10 protein-coding genes and 1 pseudogene are annotated in these 17091 nt (G+C 60.6%); all 11 read left to right on the top strand.

Annotation, left to right across the window (positions count from 1 at the left end):
• Window positions 1-24 precede the first annotated feature (24 nt).
• The 11 genes and pseudogenes from tagH (at window position 25) to R1T46_RS05315 (ending at window position 17054) form a co-directional block, all read left to right on the top strand.
• Entirely contained in the window at window positions 25-1359 is a 1335-nt protein-coding gene (gene tagH / locus R1T46_RS05265; RefSeq protein ID WP_317307578.1) for a type VI secretion system-associated FHA domain protein TagH, read from the top strand.
• On the top strand, window positions 1356-1889 hold the full coding sequence (gene tssJ, locus R1T46_RS05270) for a type VI secretion system lipoprotein TssJ (protein WP_036211239.1): 534 nt from the start codon (window positions 1356-1358) through the stop codon (window positions 1887-1889). Before tagH ends, tssJ begins: the two co-directional genes overlap by 4 nt.
• On the top strand, window positions 1889-3223 hold the full coding sequence (gene tssK, locus R1T46_RS05275) for a type VI secretion system baseplate subunit TssK (protein ID WP_075195790.1): 1335 nt from the start codon (window positions 1889-1891) through the stop codon (window positions 3221-3223). The genes tssJ and tssK overlap by 1 nt, the downstream gene beginning before the upstream one ends.
• Before the next feature lie 3 nt (window positions 3224-3226).
• Window positions 3227-4054 carry a type IVB secretion system protein IcmH/DotU gene (gene icmH / locus R1T46_RS05280; RefSeq protein ID WP_317307579.1) on the top strand — a complete coding sequence of 276 codons (828 nt, stop codon included), beginning with the start codon at window positions 3227-3229 and terminating at the stop codon, window positions 4052-4054.
• Window positions 4020-6708: pseudogene (gene tssH, locus R1T46_RS05285) on the top strand (type VI secretion system ATPase TssH). Before icmH ends, tssH begins: the two are co-directional and overlap by 35 nt.
• A gap of 250 nt (window positions 6709-6958) precedes the next feature.
• The gene (locus R1T46_RS05290) at window positions 6959-8524 is read left to right on the top strand and encodes a sigma 54-interacting transcriptional regulator (RefSeq protein ID WP_317308263.1); all 1566 of its coding nucleotides are present in this window, start codon (window positions 6959-6961) and stop codon (window positions 8522-8524) included.
• Window positions 8521-9174 carry a type VI secretion system-associated protein VasI gene (vasI, locus tag R1T46_RS05295; RefSeq protein ID WP_317307580.1) on the top strand — a complete coding sequence of 218 codons (654 nt, stop codon included), beginning with the start codon at window positions 8521-8523 and terminating at the stop codon, window positions 9172-9174. Before R1T46_RS05290 ends, vasI begins: the two co-directional genes overlap by 4 nt.
• Before the next feature lie 64 nt (window positions 9175-9238).
• On the top strand, window positions 9239-10675 hold the full coding sequence (tssA, locus tag R1T46_RS05300; RefSeq protein ID WP_317307581.1) for a type VI secretion system protein TssA: 1437 nt from the start codon (window positions 9239-9241) through the stop codon (window positions 10673-10675).
• 34 nt (window positions 10676-10709) lie between these two features.
• On the top strand, window positions 10710-14294 hold the full coding sequence (gene tssM, locus R1T46_RS05305; protein ID WP_317307582.1) for a type VI secretion system membrane subunit TssM: 3585 nt from the start codon (window positions 10710-10712) through the stop codon (window positions 14292-14294).
• A gap of 81 nt (window positions 14295-14375) precedes the next feature.
• On the top strand, window positions 14376-16502 hold the full coding sequence (locus R1T46_RS05310) for a type VI secretion system Vgr family protein (RefSeq protein WP_317307583.1): 2127 nt from the start codon (window positions 14376-14378) through the stop codon (window positions 16500-16502).
• 12 nt (window positions 16503-16514) lie between these two features.
• The gene (locus tag R1T46_RS05315) at window positions 16515-17054 is read left to right on the top strand and encodes a DUF4123 domain-containing protein (protein ID WP_317307584.1); all 540 of its coding nucleotides are present in this window, start codon (window positions 16515-16517) and stop codon (window positions 17052-17054) included.
• Window positions 17055-17091: the final 37 nt, after the last annotated feature.

The following is a 17091-nucleotide window of genomic DNA, read 5'->3' on the forward strand; positions in this document are numbered from 1 at the left end:
GCAGGTTAATAAAGGAAACCGGATATGGAACATCAACCAACCCATAACCTGAAACTGGTGGTCAGTAACCCCACCCAGGTTGCCAGCGGCCTGGCCCGGGAACACGTGTTCGGGATCAGCGGCGGCTCAATCGGCAGTGCCGGCAGTGATACCTGGCAGCTGTCTTCACACCGCACCGGTGCTGTTGGCGGCCATGCAGAAGTTCGGTTTATGGACGGCGTGTTCTGCCTCATTGACCGCAGCGGCCGCACCTATATCAACAGCGGCACTCAGCCAGTCGGCCGGGGCCGCCGGGCACGCCTGAAGAGTGGTGACACTATCACCATTGGTCGCTATCAGCTCAAGGCAGAGGTGCTTAGTGGTCAGCGCCAGGACGGTACCCTGCCGGAAGAGGTTGAGGACGCCACTCTGGTCAATGTCGATGAGGGCGAGCTGATGCGCGCCGAGGAGCGCGAACTGGAAACCGTTGGCGATGAACCGCTGCACGGTTTGCAGCCGGCGCCGGGTGAAACCTTCAGCGACGATCCCCTGCAGGCCTGGTCAGACCCCCGTGGCGAAAGCCAGCACGCTGATGTGGCTGAAAGCCGTGACCGGGAGTCCCTGCTGGCGGACAAGTCAGAGTGGTACGCCAGCGAGGGCGCTGTAACCGACGAGTATCGCGAGAACCGTGACGTAGCCATGGGCTTGCCCATGCGAAAAGGAGAGGGTGACAGGATGTCAGAGACCACCAAGCCGGCCCGCCGCCGGGAGACCAGTGATCAGAGCCGCCAACACATCAGCGGTGCGCCGCTGTTGCGCGGCATGGACACCGACCTGGGCTTCGCCGACAGCGACGAAATGCGCCTGTTCCTGGAAGAGGCCGGGCAGACCCTGAAAGCCACCGTGGAAGGCCTGCTGGCCCTGCATCAGGGTGAGGACAGCCGCCATCAGGCTCTGCGCACCCGCTTGCAGCCCATTGAGGACAATCCGCTACGCCTGGGCGAAGACTACAACGAGACCGTGCAGACCCTGTTCGCCAGCCAGCGCAGCCCGGTTCATCTGTCCGCACCGGCAGCGGTCAGTGAGAGCCTGCAAAGCCTTCACCATCATCAGCTCGCTACCCAGACCGCCATTCGCGAGGGGCTGGATGCCATTCTTCACGCCTTCTCACCGGAGGCGTTGCTGCGCCGGTTCCATGGTTATCGCCGCGGGCTGAAAACCGACGAAGACGAGAGCAACTGGGCATGGGAGATGTACCAACACTATTACCGGGAACTGAGTTCCAGTCGTCAGCAGGGATTTGAACGCCTTTTTCAGGAGGTGTTTGAACAGGCTTACGATCAACAACTGCGTCAATTACAGAGGGAGAACCTGTCGTGAAGTACTGCAAATGGAGTTTGCTGGTCGCCATTCTCGTTTTGGTGGGGTGTAGCACCCCCTACAACGCTGTTACCAAGACCGCCAAGGTGATGTGGGATCCGGACATTCCTGTGGGTTACCCGGATGAGCTGCCAAGCCGCGTGGACCTGACCATGTTGGCGGAGCCGGACGTGAACCCCAACGAATCCCTGGCGCCGACACCCATCGCCTTCCAGATCATCCAGATGCGGGACAGCTCGCGCCTGATGGCGGCGGATTTCGACCAGTTGCTGGGCGAACTGGAGCCGTCCCTGGGTCGCAACTACGTCGACCACAGCGATTACACCCTGGTGCCGGGGCAGTTCAAGTTCATTGAGCCGTTCGAAATCGCCGAGGATACGCGCTTTATCGGTGTGATCGCTTTCTACGCTTATCCCAACCTGTCTCAGTGGAAGAAGGTGGTGAAGGTGGATCCCATCGGTGGTCGTTACCACCTGCTGGTCAATCTGCGCGAGCGTGAAGTCAAACTCAGAAGGTCGGATGAGTCCTGATGTCTGCAACGAATCGAGTCGTCTGGAGTGATGGGCTGTTCATCAAGCCCCAGCACTTCCAGCAGCAACAACGTTACCTGGAACACCAGATCAACGAACGAGCCCTGGCGATTTCTGATTACCTGTACGGTTTCAGCGATCTGGAGCTGAACGCCGAATACCTGAGCTTTGGCCGGGTAGGCCTGGTACGGGCCAGCGGCCTGTTTCCGGACGGCACCCGTTTCTGCCTGCCCCAGGACGACGTGATGCCGGAACCCCTGGAGATCACCGATGCCTCCGTGGCCAACCAGGTGGTGTATCTGGCCCTGCCGCTGGGCAGCGAGAGCCTGGCGGAAGTGGAATGGCCGGAAGCCGCCATCGCCGGCCGTTTCCGGGCCCAGAGCGAGGAAGTCCGGGACCTGCATTCCATTGACGGAGACTCCCACACCATCGACGTCGCCCGAGTGGCCCCGAAGCTGATGCTGGAACGGGATGATCGCAGTGCCTACGCGGCCCTGGCCATTGGCCGGATCCTGGAAAAGCGCCCGGACGGCAGCCTGGTGATGGACCCGAACTTCATCCCCACCATGCTCAGCGTGCGGGCGGCTCCCCGGCTTCAGCGTTTCGTCGGGGAAATGGCTGGGCTGATGCGCGAGCGGGCCAAGAACATTGCCGAGCGCGTGGGCGCCCCGGGGCAGGGCGGTGTCGCGGATGTGGCGGATTTCATGCTGTTGCAGATGCTTAATCGCGCTCATCCCCGTTTCCTGCATCTGGCGCGTTTGCGTCAGTTGCATCCGGAGCGGCTCTACGAGGCTTTGCTGGAGCTGTGCGGCGAACTGGTGACCTTTACCGATGAAAACCGCCTGCCCCAGGAATACACCGCGTACGATCACGACCTGCCGGAGGATTCCTTCACCCCGCTGATGCAGGTACTGAGGCAATCACTGAGCACGGTGCTGGAGCCGCGCGCGCTGGCTATCCAGCTGCAGCAACGCCAGTACGGCCTCACGGTGGCGCCGGTCCAGGATGCACAGTTGATCGGCCAGGCCGAGTTCATCCTGGCAGTGAAGGCGGACATGCCGCTGGACGATCTGCGCAAGCAGTTCACCCAGCAGTGCAAGGTGGCGTCGGTGGAGAAAATCCGCGATCTCATCAGCCTGCAATTGCCGGGGATTCCGCTGTCGGCCCTGCCGGTGGCGCCCCGTCAGTTGCCGTATCACGCCGGGTTCGTGTACTTCCGGTTGGACGACCAGAGCCAGGCCTGGCAGATGCTCGACAACGCCAGCGGCTTTGCGTTCCACGTGGCCGGCAGTTTCCCGGGAATGGAAATGCAGTTCTGGGCAATCAGGAGCTAAATCATGGCAGATGCACCGGTGATGGATTCACCCAATGGCAACACGGAAGCAGGTGGCAGTGCGTTTGATGACCTGATGTTCGCGGACAGTAACCGCGATGGTCGCGTGGGCGATCAGGGCTTCGGTAATGACCAGTTCCAGCTGCGGGGCCTGGAGGATAACCGGCTGATTGATGCCGCGACGCCCCTGCTGGGGCTGGTAATCCGGGTGCGCCGGCTGGCGGAGTTCCACGGTGTGGAAAACTTGTACCAACAGGTGGTCGACGAAGTGGCCGCCATTGACCGGGAACTGGTGGAGCAGGGCTACGAGCGGCCGACGGTGGTGGCCTATCGCTACGTACTCTGCGCCTTTATTGACGAAGCCGTGTTGGGTACCGACTGGGGTGCCCACAGCGTGTGGTCCCAGCATTCGCTGCTGTCCCGTTTCCACAACGAAACCTGGGGTGGCGAAAAGGTGTTCGCCATCACCGCCCGCATGGAGCAGGAACCGGAACGTTACCGCGACATGCTGGAGTTCATTTACCTGTGCCTGTGCCTGGGTTTCGAAGGCCGCTACAAGGTAATGACGAACGGCCGGGACGAGTACGAACAGATTATTCGTGGGCTGTATGAACAGATTCGCGGGTTGCGTCGCGACGAGGACCCGCAGCCGCTGACCCGCGCACTGGACAACGTAACACCGGCTCGCAACCGGCTACGGACAGGCCTGCCCCTCTGGGGCATTGGCGGACTGTTTGTGGCGGCCATGGCCGGGGTATACACGCTTTACAACATAGCGCTGAACGAACGCATCAGGGATGTGCTCAGCGTACTGGAACAACTCCCGAAATAAGGAGATCACTGTGATTCGGGTAGAACTGCCGGCGCTGATTGGGCGCCTCAACGAGATTTGTCGCCAGGGAATGGAAAGCTCGGCGGCCCTGTGCATCAGCCGCCAGGGTGCGGAAATCACTCCGGCCCACCTGCTGTTCAAGCTCCTGGAAACACCGTTTACGGACGTGCGCCAGATTTTGGAAAGCACCGGTATTGACCACCACACCCTACAGCCGGTGGTGGGGGACAGCCTGAACGGCGAGCCTCAGTCCGCCGAGCCGTACCCGTCGTTTTCGCCGCTGCTGATCGAGCTGCTGCAGGACGCCTGGCTGATTGCCTCCACTGAACTGGGCCACACCGACCTGCGCTCCGGTGCCATCATGCTGGCACTGCTGATGAACGCAGACCGCTACCTGATGCCCCAGGTCAGTCAGCGCCTGAAAGACATCAACCGCGAACAACTGCGCCGCCAGTTCGATTCCATGACCCGCGGCTCGGTCGAACAGCCTCGCGCTGAGGATGGCCCCAGTGCCGCCAATCAGGCGCAGGTGGACATGGACCCGCTCAAGCGCTACGCCACCGACTTCACCAAACTGGCCCGGGACAAGAAACTGGACCCAGTGGTGTGCCGCGACACCGAAATCGATCAGATGATCGACATCCTCTGCCGTCGTCGCAAGAACAACCCCATTGTTGTCGGCGATGCCGGCGTGGGCAAAAGTGCCGTTGTTGAAGGCCTGGCCCTGCGTATCGTCAATGGCGATGTGCCGGAACGCCTGACGGGCGTGGAACTGTGGACTCTGGACATGGGGGCACTGCAGGCCGGTGCGTCGGTGAAAGGCGAGTTCGAAAAACGCCTGAAAGGCGTGATTGAAGCGGTGAAAAGCTCCGCGACGCCCATCATCCTGTTTATCGACGAAGCCCATACCCTGATCGGCGCTGGCAACAGTGAAGGCGGCTCCGACGCCGCCAACCTGCTCAAGCCGGCCCTGGCCCGTGGCGAGCTGCGGACCATCGCCGCCACCACCTGGCGCGAGTACAAGAAGTACTTCGAGAAAGACCCGGCCCTGAGCCGTCGCTTCCAGCCCGTCGCGCTGGACGAGCCTACCCCGGCTCAAGCGGTTCATATCCTCCGTGGCTTGCGCACCGTTCTATGAAAAGGCCCATCAGGTCCTGATCGCCGAAAGCGCCCTGAAAGCAGCAGCCGACATGTCGGCCCGCTACCTGGCTGGCCGTCAGCTGCCGGATAAGGCCATCGACGTGCTCGACACCGCCTGCGCCCGGGTCAGCCTCAACCTCAGCACGCCTCCGCGCCGCCTCAGCCACGTGCGAAGTGAACTGCACCAGTTGGGCATGGAACAGGAATTGATGACCCGCGAACAGACACTCGGGCAGGCCATCGACCAACAGCGTGAAAACGAACTGGTGGAGCGCCTGGAAACCCTGCGTGAGGAAGCGGAAGAACTGGAACAGCGCTGGAACGACCAGCGGGAACTGGTGGCGCGTCTCGTCGACATTCGCGAGCAACTGCTGAGCGAGGACACTGCCGAGACTGACGCGGATGTATCAGCGGAAGACGCCACGCCGGAAACCAGCGAAGAGCGCCCTGACCTGAAAAGCGAAGCCGCCGCCATCGAACAGGAACTGGAAGAGCTGCAGGCCGACGAGCCACTGGTACACGCCCGTGTCGATGCCCGCCAGGTGGCTGAAGTCATCGCCGACTGGACCGGTATTCCGGTCAACCGCATGACCGCCGACGAACTGGAAAAGATCACCCGCCTGCCGGAGTATCTGCAATCGCATATCAAAGGCCAGGACACCGCCATTGGTGCACTGCACCAGCACCTGCTCACCGCCCGCGCCGACCTGCGTCGCCCGGGTCGCCCAATGGGCGCCTTCCTGCTGGCCGGCCCCAGTGGTGTGGGTAAAACCGAAACCGTGGTGCAACTGGCCGAACTGCTCTACGGCGGCCGCCAGTTCCTCACCACCATCAACATGTCCGAATACCAGGAGAAACACACCGTCTCCCGCCTGATCGGTTCACCCCCTGGCTACGTGGGCTTTGGCGAAGGCGGCATCCTCACCGAAGCCATCCGCCAGAAACCCTATTCGGTCGTGCTGCTCGACGAAGTCGAAAAAGCCCACCCGGAAGTCCTTAACCTGTTCTACCAGGCCTTCGACAAAGGCGAACTCGCCGACGGCGAAGGCCGCCTGATCGACTGCAAGAACGTAGTGTTCTTCCTCACCTCAAACCTGGGCTACCAGACCATCGTCAAACACGCGGGCGAGCCCGAAAAAATCGAAGAAGCGCTGTACCCGGAGTTGGCGGACTTCTTCAAACCGGCACTGCTGGCACGTATGGAAGTCGTGCCCTACCTGCCGCTGGGCGAGGAAACCCTCAACCGCATCGTTGGCGACAAACTCGACCGCCTGGCCACCCAGATCGGCGACCGGTACCACACCGACGTGGAACTGGAAGACGGCCTGGTGGAAGCCATCCGCAGCCGCGCCACACGCAGTGAAAACGGCGCGCGAATGCTGGAGTCGATTATTGAAGGTGAACTATTGCCGCCGGTATCGCTGGCGTTGCTGGAGAAACTGGCTGCTCGTGAGCCAGTCACCAAAGTGACGCTTGGTGCTCAAGACAACAAGTTCACGGGAACAGTCGCTTAGCGTGCAGGCACCCTGAATGGCAGCGCACTGTGGGGTTGAGCTTTCCAAAACCCTGCGGAGCCATGGATGGCGGAGCGGAGCCTACAGGGATGTATTCACGGCGTGTTTTGGAAAGCTCAACCCCACGGTGTGCGGGCGGCGAACGAGAGCGGAGCGTACAAGGATGTATTCACAGCGTGTTTTGGAAAGCCGAACCACAGGGTACGCGGTCGGCGAACAACCTACACAGGGAAGAAAAAGAATGGGACGGATGCAGACGGAGTTGCACACCGGCATAGACCTGGCGGTTGAACTGCTCCGGCAGGACAACCTGCCAACCCTGCTAAAAGTCGCCTCACGGCAACTCGAAAACACCTTCGGCCTCACCCGCTGCTGGTCACTCGAACTCGACCTCAGCGGCCGTACGCTCCACTGCGCGGCACTGGGCGAGCAGGGCGAATTCGATTGCGGTGACTTCAGCCACCCCTTTGCCCACCTGCTGCAACAGGGCAAACCCAGGGAATTGTCACGGGCCGCGAGCTACCGCCTGGATCATCCGGGCTTCCAGGCCCTGGTCGACGCCAGCAACCGGCCCCGCTCATTCTGGCTGGAACCCATCAAAGGCGAAGACGGCCGCACGCTCGGCATCCTCGTGCTGTGCAACGAAGAACCCGAATGGGACGGCATCACCGCCCAGCCACTGTACCGCGGTTTGTTGACCCTGCTGTCTCACCAATGGGTCAGCCAGCTCAAGACCAGCGACCAAGTCTGGCAGCGGCGCATGCTTAAGCGCTCCCTAGACCACCTCCACGACGCAGAAGCCGTACGCCAGCGCTGTGAAGAGTTGGCGACCACTCTGGTTGGCAACTCCAAAGGCATGACCGACCTTCGCGCCCAGATTGTCCGGGCCGCCGGCAGCCAGCTATCAGTTTTGGTGCAGGGAGAAACCGGCTGCGGCAAGGATCTCGTGGCCCAGGGCATTCACCGGTTTTCGGATCGGGCCGAAGGGCCCTTGGTGGTGGTCAATTGCGCCGCCATCCCGGACTCGTTGCTGGAAAGTGAACTTTTTGGCCATACCAAGGGTGCGTTTTCCGGTGCCGACCGGGCCAAGGAAGGTCTGCTGGCGCAAGCGGATGGTGGCACCCTGTTCCTGGACGAAATCGGCGACATGCCCATGGCTCTGCAGTCCAAACTGCTGCGGGTGCTGGAAAGCCGACGCTTTCGCCCACTCGGTGCTCAGCAGGAACAACACTCCGATTTTCGACTGGTCGCGGCCACCCATCAGCCACTGAGTGACTGCATCGAGGAAGGCCGATTCCGCCGTGACCTGTTCTACCGGCTCAGCCAGTTCCCGCTGCGGGTCAAGCCATTGCGGGAGCGCCCGGAAGATCTGGAGCCCTTGTGCCGGCATTTCATCCGTGAGTACACCGCCCGCGAGGGCGCCGGCCCACTGGGTATCAGTAGTCACGCCTTGGGCATGCTGGCGAGCTATAACTTTCCCGGTAATGCCCGGGAATTGAGGAACATTGTTGAGTTTGCCTGCCTGCAAACCCCGGTGGGTGACGATATCCAGCCGGAAGTACTGCGCCTGGATGACCTGTTTCCGAGCCAGGAAACCTGTATTGCCAGCGACATCCAGGCGGCTGCCGTCCCCGGTCTGCCCCAGGCGGATGAAGTGGACGACCTCCGGGCCGCGGCCCAGGCGTTCGAGGCGGCCATCATTCGTGAACGCCTGCGCCAGTACGGTGGCAACCGTGCTCAGGCAGCGGAAAGCCTGGGGCTGCCCAAACGCACCCTGGCCCATAAATGTCTGAAGTATCAGGTGACAGAAGCGTGAACCCTAGCATTCGAAGTAACAGCCTCCTTGCCATTGTGCTCTGTGCCCTTGGTACGACGATGTCTCTCGTCGTTAATGCGCAGGGCAATCCCCAGATGGCCGAGGCCATGGCGTGTACCGAAGAGAGCCAGCGCCTGGAACGGTTGGCGTGTTTTGACGAGGTGTTTGGTACCCCGTTTTCAGTGGCGGTTGAAGACGCCATCGTTGGTAACCAGCCCGAGCGCTGGCGCCAGGCTTTTGCCCAGGAACATCGCCGCCGCCCGGGTGACGGCCCGCTGTATCGCAATACCTCGGAGCTGGCAGGACATCTGCTGACGCTCAGTGCCCTTGGGGTCAAACCGCCGAGGCCGCTGCTGGCGGTGCAGTGTCACAACAACATCACCGAACTGACGTTGATGATGCCGGAGGCGGTGAAAGAGGAACGGGTCACCGTCGATTTTGGCCAGGGCCGTCAGATCTGGCGGGTCCGGGACGACGGTTTCGTGATCAGTGGGGGCCGGGGGCTGCCCGCCATCCGAACCGTGCGAAACATGGCGGGCGAGTCCGGAGTGACTGTGGCGTCGTCCAGTGGTGTCGTCGACGGGTTGATGTTCGACCTGAGCGGGTTTCGGGAAACCCTTGAGCCACTGCGGGAAGCGTGTGGCTGGTAGTGACATAGGTTGATCAAGAGTGATCAAGAACGTATAGCGCCATTTGCAAAGACAGGGATTGGACATGCAGGCAGTAGAGCAGCATCCATACGTTGAACAGGTGTTGAATAGGCTTTCCGGTGAGAGCGCCACAGGTGAGAACCTGATGGACGACCCCACCATGGAATACCTTGAGAACGAAATCATGAAAGTGGGCTCGCTGGCCCACACCGGTGTTGAATGGGGCAAGGTGGAGAGTGAATCGCTTCGCTTGCTGTCAGACACCAGTAAAGACCTCAAGGTGCTGGGATTTCTTCTGCTGTGCCTGCAGCGTGGCGGCAACGGTGAACGGTTTGCGCTGTCGCTGTATCTGTTGCACCGGGTACTGGAAAGTTGGTGGCACGATGCCTGGCCTTATCCGGGCGACAAGGGCAAACGCGCCCGCAAGATGCTGATGACCCAGATTCTGCAACGGGCCCTCAAGGAAGTGTCGGCACTGAGCTTCGACGGCGGCGTGGGTGATGGCCGGGAATTTTGCCTGACCACGCTCGCCAAGCTGCTGGAACAGGCGAGTGCACTGGAGCTGCCGGATGACGGCCTGGTCGACTTACGTCGGGCCGTGGAAAAACTGCCATCGCCTTCTGATACGCCCAGGCCGTCGGAAGCCACCGATAATACCGAAACCGCGGGTACGTCATCGGCCGGCTCCTCTTCGTCGCAAGCCAGCAGCACCTCTTCCGCGTCTCTGGGCAGCCTGACCTTGGACCCCGCCAACGAGCGGGCTACCCGCCAGAGCCTGCTTAAAGTGGCGGATATGCTGACCGAAACCACACCCGCCGACGCATTGGGCTATCAGCTCCGCCGTTACGCGATCTGGCAAACCATTACCTCGGTTCCTCCGGCTCGTGACGGCATCAAGAGCGACCTGGCGGCGGTAAGTGCCGACAGGGTGGCTGACTATCGCGAGAGCCTGTCCAAATCCCCGGATCTGGCACTTTGGCAACGTATTGAGCAAAGCCTGTCGGTCAGCCCATTCTGGCTGGAAGGTCATTGGTTGAGTGCGCAAGTGGCGTCTGCACTGGGGCACGAGACCTGTGCCGAGGCTATCCGCACCGCGGTCAAAGCCTTCGTTGAGCGGTTGCCAGAGTTGGCGGACATGACCTTTAACGACGGCACGCCTTTTCTGCCCAAAGCGGTAGCTGACTGGATGCTCAGTGGTCCGGCGAAGGGCGGCAGCGCTGGAAGCGCAAGTTCCTGGGAGCAGGCTTACGACGATGCCCGTGGAATCATGGACAAGAAAGGCCTGGCTCCGGCCATGAAGCTGCTGGAAGAAGGCCTGGACTCCGCCCGCGAGCCCCGTGACCGGTTCTACTGGCGGCTGATGAGTAGCCAGTTAATGAAAGACAGCGGCATGAAAAGTCTGGCGAAACAACAGGTGCAGGATCTGCGTGAGCAGACCCGCGGCATGAGCCTTGAAGACTGGGAGCCGGGCCTGGTGGCCCGGCTGGACAGACTTGCTTAACAACTGACGGATCAAATTGACAGGAATGGACACCATGTGGAGACAAGCCCTACTCATTGGACGACGGATACTGCCCTTTGTGCGCAGTGCGGCGCCGATTACCCTGGCGCTGGGTGTGGTGGTACTGCTGGCCGCAACCTGGTGGTTGGGCCCGCGCCTGGAAATCGGCGGTGAATACCCGTTGGCGGCCTGGCAGATGCGTGCTCTGGTGACGCTGGTGGTGGTACTGCTGGTGGCCATGGTCTGGGGCATGATGCTGGCGCGCAAGCTGCGTAAAGTGAACGTCGCCAAGGCGGAAGAGCAGAAGGAAGAGGAAGACCCCATCCTGCCGCTGGAACGACGCCAGCAGCGCCTGCTTGATCGCCGCCTGACGGAACTCAAGAGCAACCTGCCTGGCCGTAAAGGTGTTTATCGTTTGCCCTGGTACCTGGTGATGGGCCTGGAAGATGCCGGTAAAACCAGCCTGATTCAGCGTTCCGGGCAGACATACACGCTTACCAATGTCACCCGTAACCCGCGTACCGAGCGAAATCCTTTTGGTTTTGAATGGTGGGTCGGCGATAACGGCGTACTGATTGATCCGGACGGCGAACTGCTGAGCCAGAACGACGGCGAGGGCGCCACCAGCGATATCCAGCAGCGGCTGTGGACCCACTTCATCACCTGGCTGGAAAAGAATCGTCCCCAGCGCCCCCTGAATGGCGTTGTGCTGGCGGTTGATCTTGCTCGCCTGAGCACCGGCAACGAACAGCAGCGCCAGGCACAGGCCATCCTGCTCCGTACCCGCCTGCGGGAGTTGATGGAACAGTTGGGCTCCCAGTTGCCCGTGTACATCAGCTTTACCAAAATGGACCTGCTCTACGGTTTTGCACCGTTTGCCCGCACGCTCTCCAAGGCTGAGCGTGAAAACCCTCTGGGCTTTACCTTTCAGCTGGACGGTCAGTTGGATGCCGACGACTGGCTGAGCGAGTTTGACCAGAGCTTCAGTAAACTCGCGGAACAACTCGGTGAGCGGCTTCCGGATGTGCTGTCTGCAACGCGGGATGCCGAAGAGCGTGCAGCTGCCTACTCGTTTACCCGCCAGCTAGCCGGCCTGAAGCCTGTACTCGAGCAATTCCTGGCAGACCTGCTTTCTGCGGATGCCTTTTCAACACCGGCCCTGGTGCGAGGCACTTACTTCACCTCCGTGGTTCAGGAAGGTGTGCCGGAAGATGCGTTTGTCTCAGCCGCTGCCGCCAATTATGGGCTTGCCAGCCCGATACAGCCGGCTCAGCGTGGTGGACAATCTTCAAGCCTGTTCACCGAAAAACTGTTTCCCAACATCATCTATCGCGAAGCGGGCCTGGCCGGTGACAACCAGAAGGTGGTCGGTAGCCGGCGTCGCCGCATTGCTGTCGCGGCCGTCGTAGCCGTTGCCGCTGGCCTGGGTATGACCGCCGGATGGCAGCACTACTTCATCGAGAATGCCCAGGCCGCTGCCGCGGTCGAAGAGCGGGTGCGCAGCTTTATCGATAACTGGCACCCCATTGGCTACGAACCCGACACCACTGGCCGTAACCTGCTGGAGCCACTGGACCAGCTGCGGGAGGCCACGCTGGCGTTTGGCGATTACCGGGCTGAGCCTGCCGTTGTCGCAGACATGGGCCTGTACAAGGGGCACAAGGTTGGCCCGGAAGTGGAAGAGTCTTACTTGGATATGCTGGCCTACCAGTTTATGCCTGCACTGATGTTGGGTGTCATGGAGGAAATGAGCGATGCCCCGGACACCAGCTCGGAGCGCCTCGACCATTTGCGTGTGTTGCGGATGCTTTACGATGCCAGCGGGCGCCGCCGGGACATTGTCCACAGCTATATGAGTGACTACTGGCAGCGTGCCTATCCAGCGCAGAGAGATCTGCAACAGCGACTGCTCAGTCACCTGGACTACGCCATGCTGCACACCGACCTGAACCAGCGGGTGGAAGAGGGCGACAAAACCGCCGATATGGCCCTCGCTCCCTTCCGCAGCAGTGTCCAGTGGGCCCAGCATGAACTCGGACGCATTGCCACGCCCGAGCGTGTCTACCGGGACCTGGAGCAAGAAGCCGAGCAGAATTTCCAGTCGCCCCTGGATCTGGCGCGGGAATCCGGACCGGCGTTCAGCACCGTATTTGTTCGCCTGGACGAATTCGGTGAACCTCTTGAGGAGGGGAATACCGAACAGGAGGATCCTGTGGTGATCCCATCCCTGCTGACTCGTGAGGGCCTGGATTCCTGGTTCCTGCGCAAGTCCGGCTCGGTTACGGAGCTGGCACTGGTCGACGCCTGGGTGCTGGGCCGTCGGGACGATGTGAACTTCAGCAAGGCGGATGAAGCGCGCCTGCAGGCACAACTGCAATCCCTCTACGCTGAAAACTACGTGGCAAGTTGGCGCCGGGCCTTGAGCCGGCTGGATATCCAGAGCTTCAGCGACCTTAACCATGGTGTGCGTGTTCTGGAGAGCCTGACCAGCGGCCACGAACCGCTGAACCAGTTGCTGGCACAGGTCACCGCCAACACCCGCCTGATCCCCGGAGGCAGCGAAGAAGCCGAGGCAGCCCGCAAAGTGATGGAGCAGTCCGCTCACTTCCAGATGGTGCAGGAGATTGAACGACAGTTCACCGACCTGAACGCACTGATGGACAAGCAGGGTGACGACCCCAGTGATATGGAACAGGTGATGGAAGTCGTTCAGAACCTACACACCTATCTGCGTGGCATCCAGGAAGCGCCGGATCGTGGCAAGGCTGCACTTTCCGCCGCCCGTGCCCGGATGGGCCTGCAAGGCGCGGACCCGATCTTCACCCTGCAACGGGTGGCCTCGAATCAGCCGGCACCGCTGGACCGCATGCTTGAGAAGCTGGCCACGGAAAGCTGGCGTGTGGTGCTGGACCAGGCCGTGGCACAGCTGGAACGCCAGTGGTACCAGGAAGTCTACCAGCCGTTCCAGCAGAGCCTGGCCAGGCATTACCCGTTCAATCCGGGCGCCGGCCGCGACGCCGCACTGCAGGATTTCGAGCGCTTCTTTGCGCCTGACGGAGTGTTGGACCAGTTCTACAATGACAACCTGAAGCTGTTCTTGGAAGACCATCCAGAACACATTGCCGGTTCCAAACGCGCCAGCCTGGTTCGTCGTGATGTGCTGGCCTCGCTGGAGAAAGCCGAGAACATCCGCCGCGCCTTCTTCACCCGAAGCGGGTCACTGGATGTCGAGTTTGCCCTGGAGCCGTTGCACCTGTCTTCCAACAAGCGCCGTAGCGTCATGAATGTGGACGGACAGCTGGTGGAGTTCAGCCATGGCCCAAGCCAGAGTATTCCACTGGTGTGGCCCAACACCCTCCGGGATTCGGTCGAAAGCCGCGTCACTCTGGTGCCCACGGAAGTTAATCGGTCACCGCGCAGTGTTTCGGAAAACGGCCCCTGGGCGCTGTTCCGCCTTCTGGACGAAGCGGATATCACCGGTGTGAGCAGCAGCGCCGTGGACGTGCGGTTTGCGCTGGACGATGGCGAGATGCGGTATCGCCTGCATGCGGGCAGTAATACCAACCCGTTCACACAGTCACTGCTGGCGGGGTACCAGATACCACGCAGTCTGTATTAGACTACGCACCAGAGCCAATACGGAAACAGGACGGTTTCCGTATTGGCGGTTCAGGATTTTACTGCTTCAAGGATCGAAGACATGCCCCAGGCAACCGGACTGCAGTTCACGGCCACCCTTGGCCAACTCCCCAAAGACCTGTTCGTGGTCGCCCGTTTCGAATTGACCGAGCACCTTTCCAGGCTCTGCCATTGCAAGCTGGAACTGGCCAGTACCTCGCCCGACATTGCCCCCGAAGACGTGCTGGAACAGCCTGTGGAACTGGTGATGTGGCAGGACGGTATACCGCTGCGGCGCTTTACCGGCGTGATCAACGAATTTGTCCGGGGCGACTCCGGCCACCGCCGCACCCGTTACGACGTCATCGTCCAGCCACCCCTGTGGCGCCTCGACCTGATGCACAACAGCCGCATCTTCCAGACCCAGGCCACCGACGCCATCGTGCGCACCCTGCTGGAAGAGCGGGGCCTTATCGATACCGTATTTGATTTGAAACGATCCCCCGAAGAACGGGAATACTGCGTCCAGCACCGGGAAAGCGACCTGGCCTTTGTCGAACGGCTGGCCGCCGAAGAAGGCTGGCACTACCGTTATTACCACGGCGATGTGGACGGCAACGACCAACCCGCCCTGATCTTCGCCGACCACCACGGCGACGCCCCCAGGCTCGACCCGGTGGAATACAATGCCAAGGCCGGTGGCAGCACCCGCCAGAGTACCGTCTTCCAGTTCCGCTACCGGGAACGGGTCAGAGCCGCCTCCGTGGCCATGAAGGATTACACCTTCAAGAACCCCGCCTATGCCCTGATGCACGAACACCAGGCCGACAAGCTCGATGCCCAACGGGAAGACTACCAGCACTACGATTACCCCGGCCGCTTCAAACAGGACGCCAGCGGCCAGCCCTTTACCGAAAGCCGTCTCGATGCCCTCAGAAACGACGCCGCCATCGCCGATGGTCAGAGCAACCGCCCCGACTTCACCGTGGGCGCCAAAGTCGAACTCACCGACCACGACAACCCACGCCTGAACCGGGAATGGCTGTTCACCAGCATCACCCACACCGGAGAACAACCCCAGGCCCTGGAAGAGGATGGCAACAACGGCGCCACCACCTACCACAACGCCTTCAACGCCATCCCCGCAGATCGCACCTGGCGGCCACAGGTCGAACACCGCCCGTTGATGGACGGCCCCCAGATTGCCCTTGTCACCGGCCCCAAAGGCGAAGAGATCCACTGCGACGAACACGGACGCGTCAAAGTACGATTCCCGTGGGACCGCTACTCAAAGAACGACGAACACAGCAGCGCCTGGCTCAGAGTCAGCCAGGGCTGGGCGGGTGGCCAGTATGGTTTCATTGCCCTGCCGAGAATTTGCAACGAAGTCATCGTCAGCTTCCTGGACGGCGACCCGGACCAGCCGATCATTACCGGAAGAACCTACCACGCTACCAACACGCCGCCGTACGCGCTGCCGGAGCACAAGACCAGAACCACCCTCAAGACCCAGACCCACAAGGGTGAGGGCAGTAACGAACTGAGGTTTGAGGACGAAGCGGACAAGGAACAGATCTACGTCCATGCCCAGAAAGACCTGGACCTGCTGGCGGAGAATAACCGCACCGAAGTCATCAGGAATGACAGCCACCTGACCGTGGACAATCACCGCAAGGCCCACATCAAAGGCAATGACCACGCCACCGTGGATGGTGAGAAGCGGGAACACACCGGCAAGGATCACAGCTTCAACGTGAGCGGCACTCTGCATCTCAAAGCTGGCACCGCCTGGCTCAGCGATTCCGGCACCGAACTGCACATCAAGGCCGGCCAGAAAGCCGTTATCGAAGCCGGTGCGGAAATCACTCTCAAGGCCGGCGGTAGCTTCGTGAAGATTGACCCCAGTGGCGTTGCCATGGGTGGTGCCGCCATTAAGTTGAATGCTGGTGGGTCACCGGGCAAGGGCAGTGGGCAAAAGATTCAGGTGCCAGAAATGCCGGGGTTGGTGGAGAAGAGTGGTGGGGCTGTTGCGCCTGCTGAGATTGCAGATGTTGGCCAGCGGGCGAATGCCGAGCCCAAACCTGTGGTTGCGCACCGATTGAAACAGGCGCGAATGAATCGGGCAGCGGTGGTGGAACAGTGTCAGGAGCAGCCTGATGGTTCGTGTCCTCTCAGTAACTGCCCGTGTGGGAAAGCTCAGCAGGTGTAAGCGGAGAGTTTCATGGTCAATTCACCTAAAAAGTTCAATAAAACTCGTTATCTTGTTTTGGAATCTCAGCAAAAAAAGCCCTTGCTCCAGGAACTCTACGAAATCTCGGAAAGTCCTCAATGGCTCTACCTGTTTGCGGATACCGACTGGCAAGCCTATCTCAAGGATGGTCCGATTTTGTTGGAAGCCGGACAGGACAGTGCTGAGTACCGTTGGGCTCTTAAGGGGCTGAAGCAAGAACGTTTGACCGGTCTTATTCTGGAATCTACAAAGGAACTTGATGTAGTAGCCAACTGGTTGAGGGAGCGCTTGACTGTGCGTTTCGAGGGTCAAAGAGAAGGACTGCTTCGGTTTTACGACCCACTGATCTGGCATCAATTGAAACCACAAAGTAAGCCAGGGGCAGTTGTCATTGATCGGGCCATCTATTGGTATGAAGAGCTCGGTCAACAGCGGTGGCTAACGACTGAGAATCCAGAACCAATTGCCATGTCGTCAGCGCCGTCACTGGACGAGCAACAGTGGTTGGCATTGAATGCCACCAGCGCCTAAACATGAATTTATCGTTTTAAGCGAAAGGAATTACATG

It is taken from the genome of Marinobacter salarius (assembly GCF_032922745.1).
In the GTDB taxonomy this organism is placed as follows: Bacteria; Pseudomonadota; Gammaproteobacteria; order Pseudomonadales; family Oleiphilaceae; genus Marinobacter.

Coding starts and splice junctions, on each gene's coding strand:
- tssK (WP_075195790.1), top strand. CDS start 1,889: ATGTCTGCAACGAATCGAGTCGTCTGGAGTGATGGGCTGTTCATCAAG.
- tagH (WP_317307578.1), top strand. CDS start 25: ATGGAACATCAACCAACCCATAACCTGAAACTGGTGGTCAGTAACCCC.
- R1T46_RS05290 (WP_317308263.1), top strand. CDS start 6,959: ATGCAGACGGAGTTGCACACCGGCATAGACCTGGCGGTTGAACTGCTC.
- tssA (WP_317307581.1), top strand. CDS start 9,239: ATGCAGGCAGTAGAGCAGCATCCATACGTTGAACAGGTGTTGAATAGG.
- tssM (WP_317307582.1), top strand. CDS start 10,710: ATGTGGAGACAAGCCCTACTCATTGGACGACGGATACTGCCCTTTGTG.
- R1T46_RS05315 (WP_317307584.1), top strand. CDS start 16,515: ATGGTCAATTCACCTAAAAAGTTCAATAAAACTCGTTATCTTGTTTTG.
- R1T46_RS05310 (WP_317307583.1), top strand. CDS start 14,376: ATGCCCCAGGCAACCGGACTGCAGTTCACGGCCACCCTTGGCCAACTC.
- icmH (WP_317307579.1), top strand. CDS start 3,227: ATGGCAGATGCACCGGTGATGGATTCACCCAATGGCAACACGGAAGCA.